Here is a 12,320-nt window from a genome sequence, read left to right on the forward strand (position 1 = left end):
GCCCCGGTGCCGCTGGTGTGCTGCAGCCCCCAGGCCAAGGCCACAGGCCCCAGCACCGCCCCGAAGAGGGCCACCCAGATCAGACGCACCCCATCGCTGCGCTGCAACCTCGCTTCGCGCGCAGCCGGCTGGCGCAGCAGGGCTCCCATCACGGCCGCCCCGCCATACAACAAGGCGGCGGTGGTGAACGGCCCCAGGCCCGCGCCCCAGCGTTGAACCAGAGGCGTGCTGGCCCCGAAAAGCAGGGCTGCCAGCAGGGCCAGCACGCCGCCCCGGATTGCCGGCCGACGTGTGGGCAGCAGCGGATGGGATGGCTGAGTCATGCCGGGCTCACTTGACCGAGAAGCGCACCGTCACGGTCTTGCCTTCGACGTTGTTGAGCACGGCCACGACCTTGGCCCCCTTGCTCACCGTCACGCCAGTGGCCTTGAGCTGGTTGTCTCCAGCTTCCTTGAGGTCCGCTTCCGTTTTCTTGCCACCTTGTAAGACGGTCAGCTTGCCCGCGATGCCTTTGGACGGCATGGGCTGGTCGTGGTCCACCAGGTAGATGATCACGCCATCGGCCGTGGCCACCAGCTCGAAGTTCACGTCATGGGCCACCTGCACCACGCCCCCATGGCGAGCCTTGCCAGCGCCATGCGCCATCGCAGGGTTCAGGCTCAGCGCGCACAAGGTCAGGGCGGCGATCTGGATCAGTTGCTTGGTTGTCATCGTTGCATCTCCATGCAAGGCGCGGTGCGCTTGAGGGCGGCACCGCCAGGCCCATGGTGTCAGATCAGAAGGCTTCTGGTGCTCTGGCCTCGGCGGGGGTGTGGCTTTGCGCTTCCGCATGGGCTTCGGCCAGCAGACGCTCGGTGGCCTCACGCCCCAGCAGCCAGAACAGCACGGGCGTGAGCAGCGTGTCCAGCAAGGTCGAGCTGATCAGCCCCCCGAAGATCACCACCGCCACCGGGTGCAGGATCTCCTTGCCCGGTGCGTCGCCCGCCAGCAGCAGCGGCGTCAACGCAAAAGCCGCGACCAGGGCGGTCATCAGCACCGGGGTCAGGCGCTCCAGCGAACCCCGCACGATCATGGCCTGGCTGAAGGTCTCACCTTCCAATCGGCACAGGTTGATGTAGTGGCTGATCTTGAGGATGCCGTTGCGCGTGGCGATGCCGGTCAGTGTGATGAAGCCCACCATGGCTGCCACCGACAGGCTCACCCCGGCGATCCACATGGCCACGACACTGCCAATGAGCGCCAACGGGATGTTGGCCATGATGACACCCGCTAGAACTGCCGAGCGATAGCGTGAGTACAGCACCAGGAACATCATCGCCAGCGACACCAGCGACAGCCCGAGGATCAGTTGGGTGGCCTGCTCCTGGGCCTGGAACTGGCCTTCCAGGCTGATGAAGCTGCCGGTGGGCAAAGAGGTCTTCGCAATGACCTGGCGGATGTCGGCGATGACGCGCCCCATGTCCGACCCATCGGTGTTGGCATAGACCACGATGCGCCGGCGGCCGTTTTCCCGGCCGATCTGGTTGGGGCCATCGGCCTCTTCGACGGTGGCGAAGCTGGATACCGGCAGGCGGCCCGCTGGCGTGTCCACCAGCGTGCGGGCCAGGTCCAGCGGACCTCGCTTGTCGTCGGGCAGTCTCAGCACCAGCTCGTAGCGGCGCGAGCCGTCCACGATCTGCGCGCCATGCGCCCCATCGGTCAAGGCCTTGAGGATGCGGATGGCCTCGCCGGGTGCCAGCCCGGTCTGGGCCAGGCGCTGCGGGTCGAGGCGGACCATCACCTGCGGGATCAGCACCTGCTTTTCCACCGTCAGGTCCACCAACCCCTTCACGCCCGAGAGGTTCTGGCGCATCTGCTCGGCCAGGCCCCGCAGCGTGTCGGTGTCGTCCCCGTAGATCTTGACGGCGATCTGGGCCCGCACGCCCGACAGCAGGTGGTCCAGCCGGTGCGAGATGGGCTGGCCGATGGCGACCTGCGCAGGCAGCACGGACAGCTGCGCGCGGATCTGGGCCATCACGGCCTCGCGGTCCACGGGCGGGCCCTCGCGACGCAGGTCCACGTCGATCTCGGCCGAGTGCACCCCTTCGGCATGCTCGTCCAGCTCGGCCCGGCCGGTGCGCCGGCCCACCTGGGTCACACTCGGCACTTCGCCAATCAGCTTCTCGGCCAGGGCGCCCATGCGGTTGGCCTCGGCCAGCGAGGTGCCCGGGTTGAACATCAGGGACAGCACCAGAGAGCCCTCATTGAAGGCCGGCAGGAAAGCCCGCGGGAAGAACGGCACCGAGGCCGCGGCCGCCGCCACGGCCAGGACCGCTGCGCCGATCAGCAGCCGGGCGCGCGGAAAGGACCAGGTCAGCAGCTTGGCATCCCAGCGCTTGAGACGAGCGACCAGCGGGCTGTCGCCATGGCCGAGTTGCTTCATGCGGGGCAGCAACTGGCTGCACAGCACCGGCGTCACCGTCATCGACACCAGCATCGACGCCAGGATGGAGACGATGTAGGCAATGCCCAGGGGCGAGAACAGTCGACCTTCGATGCCCGGCAGGGCAAACAGCGGCACGAACACCAGCACGACGATGACCGTGGCGTAGACGATGCCCGAGCGCACCTCGACGCTGGCCTGGCGCACCACCTCCAGCACGGGGCGGGGCTGGGGCAGCAGGCTGTTGTCCTTGAGGCGGCGCAGGATGTTCTCCACATCCACCACCGCGTCATCGACCAGTTCGCCAATCGCGATCGCCAGGCCGCCCAGGGTCATCACGTTGATGGACTGGTCCAGCAGCCTGAAGACCAGCGCGGTGACGGCCAGTGACAAGGGGATGGCGACCAGCGAGATGAGCGTGGTACGTGCCGACAGCAGGAAGGCAAACAGCACGATGGCCACCATGATGGCGCCGTCGCGCAAGGCCTCGGTCACGTTGCCGATGGAGGCCTGGATGAAGTCCGCCTGACGGAACAGCACCTGGGGCGCGGACAAGCCTTTGGGCATGCCCGCCTTCAGTTCATCGAGCGCCTGCTCGATCTGGCGGGTCAGTCGCACGGTGTCGCCCGCAGGCTGCTTCTGCACGCTGACGATGACGGCAGGCTGGCCCTTGTAGCCCGCATCCCCGCGCTTGAGGCCCGGCGCAAAGCGCACCTCGGCAACCTGGCTGAGCTGCACCGGTCGCCCATCCTTCCAGGCCACGGCCACGCCTTGCAGGTCATCGACCCGGTTGGTGCGGCCCAGGTGGCGGATCAGGTACTCGCGGCTGTTGAGGTCGATGAAGCCGCCCCCGGCGTTGCTGGCAAAACCTTGCAGCGCTTGCTCGATCTGCGTCAGCGAGATGCCGAACTGAGCCATGCGGCTCGGGTCCGGCTCGACGCGCAGCTGGCGCACATCGCCCCCAATGGGGATCACCTGCGACACCCCGGGGATGGCCAGCAGCCGCGGCCTGAGCACGAAGTCGGCGTACTCACGCGCCTGCATGGGCGTGGCCGCGTCCTTGGCCCCGTCCAGCGGCAAGGCGATCAGCATGACCTCCCCCATGATGGACGACACCGGCCCCATCACTGGTGTGATCTCGTCGGGCAATTGCCCACGCAGCTGGGCCAGGCGCTCGGCGACGAGCTGGCGGTTGCGGTAGATGTCGGTGCCCCAGTCGAACTCGGCGTAGACGATGGACAGGCCCACGCCCGAAGTCGAGCGCACCCGGGTCACCCCCGGCATGCCATTGAGCGCGGTCTCGATGGGAAAGGTGACCAGTTGCTCCACCTCTTCCGGCGCCATGCCGCCCGACTCGGTCAGCACCGTGACCAGGGGCTTGTTGAGGTCGGGGAAGACATCGACCGGCGTGCGCCAGGCGGTCATCCCGCCATAGACCAGCAGCAGGGCGGCAAAGGCCAGCACGAAGAGCCGGTTGTGCAGGCTGTATCGAACGATCCAGTTGAACATGCCGCGCTCCTCAGCGGATCTGTGCGACGAGCGCCGCACCTCGGACCACGACGCGGTTGTCCGCCGCCAAGCCCTGGGTCACCAGCACGGTGTGGGCGTCCAGCGGCTGAACCTGCACGGGCTGCGGCACATAGCGCTCAGCGCCCACCTTGATCCACACCACGGACTCATTGGCTGGGCTGCGCACCACGGCTTCGGCCGGCAACACGATGCCCTTGCGCTGACGCTTGAGCGCCGCCACCACGGTCACGGGCTGCCCCACGGCCAGCACGGCATCGCCACGGGTTCGCACCTTGAAGGTCAGTGGCAGCACCCCATCGCGCAGCGAGCGGGCCGCCCCGACGAGCTGCAGTTGCACATCGGCTTGGCCCAGCAGGTTGGCCTGGGCGAGCTGACTGGCCAATTGGACATCGGGGGTGGTGGCTTCGACCAGCATGCGCGTCGGATCGACCACCTCGATCAGCACCTCCCGAGGCTCGACCACCTGCCCCACCTTCAGGTCGGCGCGCGCGATGACCCCGGAGACAGGCGCCCGCAAGGCCTCGCGTGCGGCCAGGCTGGCGCCGATGCCGCGTTCCCGCTCAGCCAGCGACTGGGCCTCGATGCGCGCGGCGTCGATGTCCTTGCGTGGCACCGAGCCTTCCAGAGATTCCAGGCGCTTGAGTCGCTGCTCGGCCAGTTCACGGGCGGCACGCAGTTCGCTGCGTTGCGCCTGCTGGGCGGCCAGCGCGAACGGCTCGGCATGGTGGCGTACCCAGGCCAGCACGTCGCCTTGACGCACGGCCTGGCCCGCCACGGGCAAGCCTTGCGGACCGGCCTCGATGCGACCGCCGTGCATCGACTGCACCAGGCCGCTGGCGTTCGGATCGGCCACCACCCGACCGGGCAGTTGCACCGTCACAGCGGCATCGGTTTCCGGTGCGATGAGGGTGCGCAAGCCCATGCGGCGTTGCGCGATCTTCGGAATGTGGACGCTGCCATCGGGCAGTCGGCTCAAGCCGGATGTGTTCGGCGCCGCAGCCTGATCCAGGTGTTCGCCGTTGGGGCCATGGGCGCCCGGCCCGGCGTGAGCGGCGTGCAGGCTCAAGCTCAGGACGAACAGTGTTGTCAGGGTGCGCAACTGGAGGTGCATGCGTTGACATATCTGAATCGGGTTCATGCGGCGTCTCCCTTGTTGGTTTCAGCGTGGGCGGTGTCTGCCGCGCGTTGGCGCCAGCGCCACGCGGCGATCACGCCCAGCCCCAGCACGAGCACGCCCCCGGCGGCCCAGCGCCAAGCGGTGCCGGCATGGGCGTCATCGTGGGCGGGGTGGTCGTCCGCACCGTGTTCGTGCCCGTGGTCATGCGCCTGAGTGGCGGCCTGGGCCTGGCCAGCCCCGACACGGAGCACGGCATCCAGCAAGTCGCTGTCATCGCCCGCCACCACGGTGACGACAACGGCATGCTCGCCGGGTTGGGACAGCAGCTTCAGCATCGCCGGGTCGTCCACCGCGTAGTCGCCCAGGTCGGGGTGGAACTTCGCCTTCGCTTTCAGCGCGCCGGACTCGACCTCGACGTCGGCTTTCAAGACAGGTTCGTTGGTCGCGAAGCGGTCGATCAGGATGGACAACTCGCCACCACTGAGGCGCGCGACCAGCTCGAACAGCTCGGATTGGGCTTCCATCTTCGGTACGGTGGAGGTGGCGGTGCTGGTCGCTGGTGGACCGTCGAGGTGTTCGCCATTGGGGCCGTGAGCGCCCGGGGCAGCCAGCGTCACGTTGGTACCGAGGCTGAAGACCAAGGCCAGCACGATCTGGCGCAAGGGAGTGAGGAGGTTGAGTCGGCTCATAGGGGTGAAATCAATGCGGCTCATGGCAGTTGTCCAAGGGCATGTTGGAGGCGGGCCAGGGCTTGGACCAGGGCGGCGTGTTGACGTGCAGCAGCTGCGTCGGCCTGTGCGGCGGACGACAGGGCACGCAGGAGTTCTGGCAGGGACGATTCACCGGCCTGAAAGGACCGAGTCAACAGCCGGGCGCGCTCGCGCAACAGGCGTGCACGCTCGGCTTCCGCTGCGGCTTGGTCGGTGGCCGCGCTCACATGTCCGCGTGCCAAGGCTTGCTCCGCTTCAAGCTGCTGGTGCATGCGTTGAAGGGCCATCTGCGCGCGGTCCAGGTCAGCCAAGGCTGTGGCCAACCGGGGCGCGTTGTGGGGATCCGTGCCAAATGGCACGCTCACGGACAGGGCGACGCTGCTTTGCCGGGGCTGCCCCGAGCCGGGCTGCTCCTGGCGCATGCCCATGCCGAGTTCGGGCGCGGCCCCACGTTGGGCTTGCACCTGAGCCACCCGTTGCTGGGCACGCGCTACCGCTGCGGCGGCCAACTGTGCTTCAGGGTGTGCCTCAAGTGATGCACTCTGGGCCGTATCGTCGCGCGGAGATAGCGCCTCGGGCTCAGGCAGCGCGGTCCATCCGGTCAACAGGGTCCAGGCGCTGCGCTGTGCGGCCAAGGCCCGTTCGGCCTCAAGCGCCAGACTGCGAGCAGCGAGCATCTCGGCCTGGGCAGCCATAGCGTCGGTGGGAGCCAAATCGCCCGCCCGGACACGCCGCTCGACATCGGCACTGAGCGCTTCCAAGGTCTTGCGCTGTTGGGCCGCCTGCAAAGCACTGGCCTCGGCCTGCTGGAGTTGGGCGGCCTGCTCCCGCAGGCGCGTGGCCAGCTGCAGGCGCGCGGCGCGTTCCGAGGCACCCGCCCAGTCGGACTCGGCTTGCGCCACTTGGGCGTTGAGCTTGCGTTGACCCGGGCGCCACAGCGGCAAGGCGATGCCCAGCTCGGTCTCGCGCGCGCCTGCGGCCGCAGAACCGCGACCCTCGCGTCGGGACAGTGCCAGCGAGGGCGCCGCAGCCAGCCAAGCGTCGGCCAAGCCTTGCTCGGCCAGCACCTGACGTTGACGGCCCGTCGCTTCGGCGGACGCCAGGGAACGATCCCACGCCGCAGCGAGGGCTTGCGCCATGGTCAAACGCTGGGCAACGGAGGAGGAAGTGGCCGGGGACGAGGTCGCCGAAACCGGGGGAACAGGTGGCGCAGCCTGTGCAGCGCCAACCAGCGCGCTGCCTGCAAGCATGCAGGCAAGGCGCCATGGGGTGAACCATGGAGATGAATTCACGATCATCCTGACAGAAGTGTGGTGCGGCCCCGCCGGCATTCAGCCGGACATCGGGTCGCTACCGCTCAAACCAAACGCGCAGGGGTCAGCCCCGCGCAACACGGCGGTGTCAGGTGAGTGATTGCGGAGGTCGCTCTGGGCCGCTCAAGAAGGGCTGCGGCGGCTCGGTGGGATGAGCGATGACCGGTGGCGCCGAACCGACGCGCAGAACCGGCAAAACGGCGGCAGTCAGCAAGGCCGGCGCGGACAGGCATGCATCGCTCATCACATGCTCTGTTGATTCGTCGGAATCATCCTGATGAAACCCCGCATCGTGGTCGTCATGGACGTCGTGGTGATGCGCAGAGCCGTCAAAGTGAAGCAACGCATGCACCACTTCCTCGCCCTCGGCCGCCCACACGCCCAGCCCCGCATGGGCCAGCGACTGCCAGCACACGCAGAAAACGAGGAGGATGGAAAGCCAACGACGCATAGCTTATTAGTCTAGCAGGGAGGGTGAACCGAAGGCCCACATAACCCCATTCTTCGAGGGATCTGGCTTGTCAGGACCAACCGACCGACTGCAACTGCATGCGAACCGGTCAGTCGTGTCTTCGCCAATCGAATGGCCGGTGATGACCAATCGCTGCCATTCGGCCTTGAGGTCTCAATGACCGAGTTCAGCCTTTAGCGGTCAGCGCGAGCAGCACGTCGGCATACCAAGCGCAGTTCAGCCCCAGCGATTCGTCTTGCACTTGGTCTCGGTCGCTCATGTCCATGCGGGTCGAATGCACACCGAGCAGTTGCCAGCACATCGGAGGGCTTGAGTGATGGCCTCCGGTGCGCCGCCGAACGACCGGTGAGCCACTGCTTCCACGGTGTGTACGCGCATCGGTCAGGAAATAGCCTTGACGTTGAAAGCGCACGCCATACGCGGAAGCAAGGGATGCACTTCGCGCCACGGCCAGATGGTGCACCGTGTCGTGAAAGCCGAGGGGGAAGCCTGCGATCGTCAATGCATCTCCGATCACGATCTCTTCTCCACGAGCGTCCAGATGGGTTTCATCGAACGCCAGCAGCACAGCCCCTGCGGGCAGGCTGGTGGCGGAAATCGCCATCACCGCTACATCGACCGCGCCACCACTGTCCACCGCCTCGCGCCATTGGCTGAGGCCTGCTTGGTACAAGGGCAGCGACAGCACAGCATGGCGGGTCAGATCCTGCGCGTGCGTGTGCAATCCGATCTCGATGCGATCCGGAAAGTGCGAACTGTCGGCATCAGCAAAGACATGCCGATTGCTCACCAGGAACAACTGGTCTGCGCGCCGAAAGAAGAAGCCGCTGGCGCGGCTCTGAACCACCGATCCCACGAACGTGGTGATCTGAGTGGTGGTGTGCAGCAGCGCATCGGCTGCGCCTGTCCACGCGGTGCGATCGCCCGGGCTCTGGCTGCGCTGCAGGAGCGCACGGTTGCGGGCCACCTCACGCTCGAAAGTCATCAACACGACATCGGACATGTCCGAATGCAACATCACAGTGCGCGCGGCCTCGGCGTGGGCGTCGAACGACGCCATGAGCTTGGCGAGCGCGGGGGCGGACAGCGTCTCGATGACGGCTGGCAACAGGGCGTCGAGCGCGACCAGGCTGCCCTTCAGCTCGCAGATGCGTTCCGTGGCTTGTTGCAGGTTTTTCAAATGGACTCCCGTGTACAGAAAAGAAAAAAGCGCGGACTGGCCGCGCTTTCATCGTTGAGTATCAGGACCTGCCTGAAACCCCTTGTTTCGCGGGGATCAACCCAGGCTGCGAATGTTCGATGCCTGCGGGCCTTTTTGCCCTTGGGTCACTTCAAACTCGACCCGCTGGTTTTCGTTGAGGGTCTTGAAGCCGCCACCCTGGATTTCTTTGAAGTGGGCAAAGAGATCCTTGCTGCCGTCATCGGGGGCGATGAAGCCGAAGCCCTTGCCTTCGTTGAACCACTTCACGGTACCGGTTTGAGTCGTCATGTTGAATTTTCCTTTTGAGTTGCCGAGCGCGAGATTGCGCCCAGCGAAGAAACGCCAAGAAAATCTTCAAGGGGGGTTCGACTCTGGGGCCGGTAGAACACCGGCACGAGCGGAAAGACCTAAGAGCGGACGGTCTTGTGCAAATCAGCAAACACATCGTACCCCCAAACGCCGTGCGCGTGCATCGATATTTCTGACCGAGTTCCTCCGCAGCACTTGACGTGATGCACGCGATCGCGATCCGAGGGCCATGCATCAGGCATCTTCGTGGACAGTGTTGCCACCTATCCGGGGCACAGAAGCCTCATCCCGTGAGGTGACAGCAAGCGAATGACCGATCAGGATCGCAGAGGCGTCTGCGCGCTTGTCAAACGACGCTGAAACCGCGGCACCTGACGATGAAGAATGTGATGGGTTAGCGTGGGCTGGTCTCACTATTTGATCGGCGTCACCCGCCCCCGGATGAAAACACCTCCCAGACTGCAGTCCCTTGTTGAAGAAGGTTTGATCGACACGGTCGTGCGTCAACTCATGAGCGGCAAGGAGGCCATGGTCTACGTGGTCCGGCGTGGGGACGAAACCCTGTGCGCCAAGATCTACAAAGAGGCGACGAACCGCAGCTTCCGGCAGGCGGTCGATTACACCGAGAACCGCAAGACCAAGAACACGCGTCAAGCCCTTGCGATGGCCAAAGGCACGCGTTTTGGGCGGCAGGCGCAGGAAGCGGCGTGGCAGAGCGCCGAGGTTGACGCCCTCTATCGCCTGGCCGCAGCGGGTGTGCGTGTGCCGCAGCCCTACAATTTCCTGGATGGTGTGTTGCTGATGGAGATGGTGGCCAACGCCGAAGGCGATGCGGCCCCGCGGCTCAACGATGTGTGCTTCACGGCGGAGGAAGCGCGTGACCACCATGTGACCTTGTTGACCGAAGTGGTTCGCATGCTGTGTGCCGGTGTGGTGCACGGCGACCTCTCAGAGTTCAACATCCTGCTGGCGCCAGATGGCCCGGTCATCATTGACCTGCCGCAGGCTGTGGATGCCGCCGGCAACAACCACGCCAAGCGCATGTTGCTGCGCGACGTGGGGAACCTGCGCGACTTTTTCGGTGGTTTCGCCCCGGAACTGCTGTCCACGGACTACGGCCCCGAGATCTGGGCGCTGTATGAGCAAGGGCTCTTGACCCCTGAAACCCCTCTGACGGGCCAGTTCAAGCAAGCGACCGGGCCGGTGGACCTGGGAGGTGTGATTCGCGAGATTGACGACGCCCGGGACGAAGAGGCCATGCGGCGCATGCGGATGCAGCCGTAAAGCGGACCAGTCGCGCAGACGCTCCCAGCCTCATTGCTGTGCTGCCGGTGCCGTGAGACAGAGCAATACCGTCGCGGCCATGCGTCGAAATCACGATCTTGCAACCTTGCGTTAATTAGACGATCAGTCCCACAGTGGCGGCGACGTCTCCACTTTATGGGTGACATCCGCCACACCGATGCCAGACAGGGTGTCCCCTCGAATTCATCACGTGACTCGGCTGACCTCGTAGGTAATGCCCAGGCCAGGACCTGTCCGCCCCCCACGCTGTGAGTTGAAGTAGAGGCGCTGGCCATCGGGCGAGAAAGCCGGACCGGTGATTTCGGATCCATCTTGCCCAAGTACCCGCAGCAGTACCCTCACGCGCCGATCGGGGCTGATCACACACAGCTCCATGTTCCCACCGTCCTCTGCCACCAAGACGTCGCCAGCTTGACTGACGGTCAGGTTGTCTACGCCTGATAGCACTTGATCCTCTGGGCCAGTCAGGGCAAAGTCGTAAAGGGTTTGCAGCGTGTAGGCTTGTGTGTCGTATACCCAGATCCTGTTGTCAGTCTTTGTCGAGAAATACACCAGGCCTTGGAAGTACCACAGCCCTTCACCACCCTTGAAGGGCGTGCCCGGAGCGCGTGTGCCCAGTTGACTGCGCACGGCGGCTTGTGGCGAGGCAGGCTGAACCACGTCTACCCATCTCACGCGCTGCGCCTTCGCAACATCCAGGCGTCCATCCGGCCCTTCGGACGCAGCCAGTCCCTCAACCTGCAGCACCTGCAAGGTGCCATCTCGCAAGGTCGGCCTGCGTGCGCCGGAAGGCCAATCACGCGGGGCGCAGACAAACCGGTACAGGCGACCATCCGGCTCGTCCTCTGTCAGGTAGAGCATCTTATGCACAGGGTCTACCGCCACGGCTTCATGCTTGAAGCACCCCAGCGCAGGGCGCACCACGGCATCCTCGGGGCGTCCCAAGGGCTGGCACTCCCAGACCCGCCCCTGCGGGAACTCCTCAGCAGACAGCCAGGTGCCCCACGGGGTGGGGCCGCCGGCGCAGTTGAGGGTGGTACCGGACAGAATGGGGTAGGCCTGAACCACCCTTCCCCGGGCATCAAAGCGCAGCGCGCCCACACCGCCTCGGCCCGAGGCCACCTCGCTGTTGTTGGCATACACCCAACCGCCGTCTCGGGTGGCAAACGTCGCCCCACCGTCAGGAAAGGTGTGCCACACGTAGGGCATGGTGGCAACGGGACGCTCACCTGAGACGGCCACCACGCGGGCAGTGAAGCCGGCAGGCAGACACAGACCATGCGCGTTGGGCGCCTGCAAAGGCCCAAAATGTGAGAACGGACTGGGAGAGGTCTTTGCCCGCGCTGTGGCGGGGAGCAGCCAAGGCACTGCGCAGGCACTGGCTGTGGTCCAGAAAAGCTGGCGCAGGTGCTCGCGCCGTGAATGCTCCGGCTCATCCATGGCCACGGTGTCATCTGATGGGTTCATGTCTTCTTGCTCCGGGAACGACAGTGGGGACGCAATGGTTGAGTCCCTCGTTAAGGCGCATCGGGTGTGCTGACGAAGGCCACGCGGTGCAGTCCGGCACGGTTAGCATCGGCCAGCACCGTGGCCACGGTGCCATAAGACACCGCGCGATCGGCCTGCACGCGCAGCTCGGTGTCGGGCTGTTGTGCCGCGATGGTCTGCATGCGGGCTTGCCAGTGCTCACGCGACAGGGCCTCTCCTTGCCAGTACACCCGGGCTTCAGCGGTGATGGATACGCTGACGTGCGGGGTCTCGGTGCGTGTGGGGCTCGCGCTGGCCTGCGGCAACTGCAGCGGAACGGAATGCGTGAGCATGGGCGCCGCAACGATGAAAATCACCAGCAGCACCAGCATCACGTCGATGAGGGGCACCATGTTGATCTCGGCCGAAGGGGCACCGGTCGAGGAGCGGTCAAAGCTGCCAAAGGCCATGAAG

Annotated in this window: 12 protein-coding genes; 1 reads left to right on the forward strand and 11 read right to left on the reverse strand. The window is 65.6% G+C overall.

Translation table 11 applies throughout. The annotated features are described in order from the left end of the window. The 9 genes from WIT60_RS09985 to cspE form a co-directional block, all read right to left on the reverse strand. Positions 1-323, reverse strand: a 323-nt coding sequence (locus tag WIT60_RS09985; RefSeq protein WP_339583787.1) for an EamA family transporter, incomplete at its 3' end; no start/stop codon positions are given. A 7-nt stretch (positions 324-330) separates the two neighbouring features. After that, complete coding sequence (locus WIT60_RS09990) at positions 331-711, reverse strand: hypothetical protein (RefSeq protein ID WP_339583788.1); 381 nt, start codon at positions 709-711, stop codon at positions 331-333. Positions 712-775: 64 nt separating this feature from the next. Continuing rightward, positions 776-3,931, reverse strand: coding sequence for an efflux RND transporter permease subunit (locus tag WIT60_RS09995; protein ID WP_339583789.1), 3,156 nt, complete (start codon positions 3,929-3,931; stop codon positions 776-778). 10 nt (positions 3,932-3,941) lie between these two features. Further along, positions 3,942-5,063 (reverse strand): efflux RND transporter periplasmic adaptor subunit, encoded by a 1,122-nt coding sequence (locus WIT60_RS10000; RefSeq protein WP_339583949.1) that lies wholly within the window; start codon positions 5,061-5,063, stop codon positions 3,942-3,944. Positions 5,064-5,086: 23 nt separating this feature from the next. Beyond that, positions 5,087-5,782, reverse strand: a complete 696-nt coding sequence (locus WIT60_RS10005) for a hypothetical protein (protein ID WP_339583790.1) — start codon at positions 5,780-5,782, stop codon at positions 5,087-5,089. Beyond that, on the reverse strand, positions 5,779-6,918 hold the full coding sequence (locus WIT60_RS10010; protein ID WP_339583791.1) for a TolC family protein: 1,140 nt from the start codon (positions 6,916-6,918) through the stop codon (positions 5,779-5,781). Before WIT60_RS10010 ends, WIT60_RS10005 begins: the two co-directional genes overlap by 4 nt. Before the next feature lie 262 nt (positions 6,919-7,180). Beyond that, positions 7,181-7,543, reverse strand: coding sequence for a hypothetical protein (locus WIT60_RS10015; protein ID WP_339583792.1), 363 nt, complete (start codon positions 7,541-7,543; stop codon positions 7,181-7,183). Positions 7,544-7,730: 187 nt separating this feature from the next. Beyond that, a complete protein-coding gene (locus WIT60_RS10020; protein WP_339583793.1) occupies positions 7,731-8,744 on the reverse strand; it encodes a S1 family peptidase in 1,014 nt (337 codons plus the stop codon). Positions 8,745-8,840: 96 nt separating this feature from the next. Continuing rightward, complete coding sequence (gene cspE, locus WIT60_RS10025; protein WP_035035938.1) at positions 8,841-9,053, reverse strand: transcription antiterminator/RNA stability regulator CspE; 213 nt, start codon at positions 9,051-9,053, stop codon at positions 8,841-8,843. A 462-nt stretch (positions 9,054-9,515) separates the two neighbouring features. On the opposite strand from cspE, the gene WIT60_RS10030 reads away from it, so the two are divergent. After that, positions 9,516-10,358: a PA4780 family RIO1-like protein kinase gene (locus WIT60_RS10030; protein WP_339583794.1), complete on the forward strand. Its 843-nt coding sequence runs from the start codon at positions 9,516-9,518 to the stop codon at positions 10,356-10,358. 207 nt (positions 10,359-10,565) lie between these two features. Here the strand turns inward: WIT60_RS10030 and WIT60_RS10035 are convergent, their stop codons facing one another. Then, positions 10,566-11,846 (reverse strand): alkaline phosphatase PhoX, encoded by a 1,281-nt coding sequence (locus WIT60_RS10035; RefSeq protein WP_339583795.1) that lies wholly within the window; start codon positions 11,844-11,846, stop codon positions 10,566-10,568. Positions 11,847-11,896: 50 nt separating this feature from the next. Beyond that, positions 11,897-12,316, reverse strand: coding sequence for an ExbD/TolR family protein (locus tag WIT60_RS10040; RefSeq protein ID WP_339583796.1), 420 nt, complete (start codon positions 12,314-12,316; stop codon positions 11,897-11,899). Between the last annotated feature and the right edge of the window lie 4 nt (positions 12,317-12,320).

Source organism: Aquabacterium sp. G14, from assembly GCF_037482285.1.
In the GTDB taxonomy this organism is placed as follows: domain Bacteria; phylum Pseudomonadota; class Gammaproteobacteria; order Burkholderiales; family Burkholderiaceae_C; genus Aquabacterium.

What these genes read in the sequence shown, in the direction of transcription:
- WIT60_RS10010 (WP_339583791.1), bottom strand. Translation starts at nt 6,918, where the DNA reads ATGGCGCAAGCCCTCGCTGCGGCGTGGGATCGTTCCCTGGCGTCCGCC.
- WIT60_RS10035 (WP_339583795.1), bottom strand. Translation starts at nt 11,846, where the DNA reads ATGAACCCATCAGATGACACCGTGGCCATGGATGAGCCGGAGCATTCA.
- WIT60_RS10030 (WP_339583794.1), top strand. Translation starts at nt 9,516, where the DNA reads ATGAAAACACCTCCCAGACTGCAGTCCCTTGTTGAAGAAGGTTTGATC.
- WIT60_RS10015 (WP_339583792.1), bottom strand. Translation starts at nt 7,543, where the DNA reads ATGCGTCGTTGGCTTTCCATCCTCCTCGTTTTCTGCGTGTGCTGGCAG.
- cspE (WP_035035938.1), bottom strand. Translation starts at nt 9,053, where the DNA reads ATGACGACTCAAACCGGTACCGTGAAGTGGTTCAACGAAGGCAAGGGC.
- WIT60_RS09995 (WP_339583789.1), bottom strand. Translation starts at nt 3,931, where the DNA reads ATGTTCAACTGGATCGTTCGATACAGCCTGCACAACCGGCTCTTCGTG.
- WIT60_RS09990 (WP_339583788.1), bottom strand. Translation starts at nt 711, where the DNA reads ATGACAACCAAGCAACTGATCCAGATCGCCGCCCTGACCTTGTGCGCG.
- WIT60_RS10005 (WP_339583790.1), bottom strand. Translation starts at nt 5,782, where the DNA reads ATGAGCCGCATTGATTTCACCCCTATGAGCCGACTCAACCTCCTCACT.
- WIT60_RS10000 (WP_339583949.1), bottom strand. Translation starts at nt 5,063, where the DNA reads ATGCACCTCCAGTTGCGCACCCTGACAACACTGTTCGTCCTGAGCTTG.
- WIT60_RS10040 (WP_339583796.1), bottom strand. Translation starts at nt 12,316, where the DNA reads ATGGCCTTTGGCAGCTTTGACCGCTCCTCGACCGGTGCCCCTTCGGCC.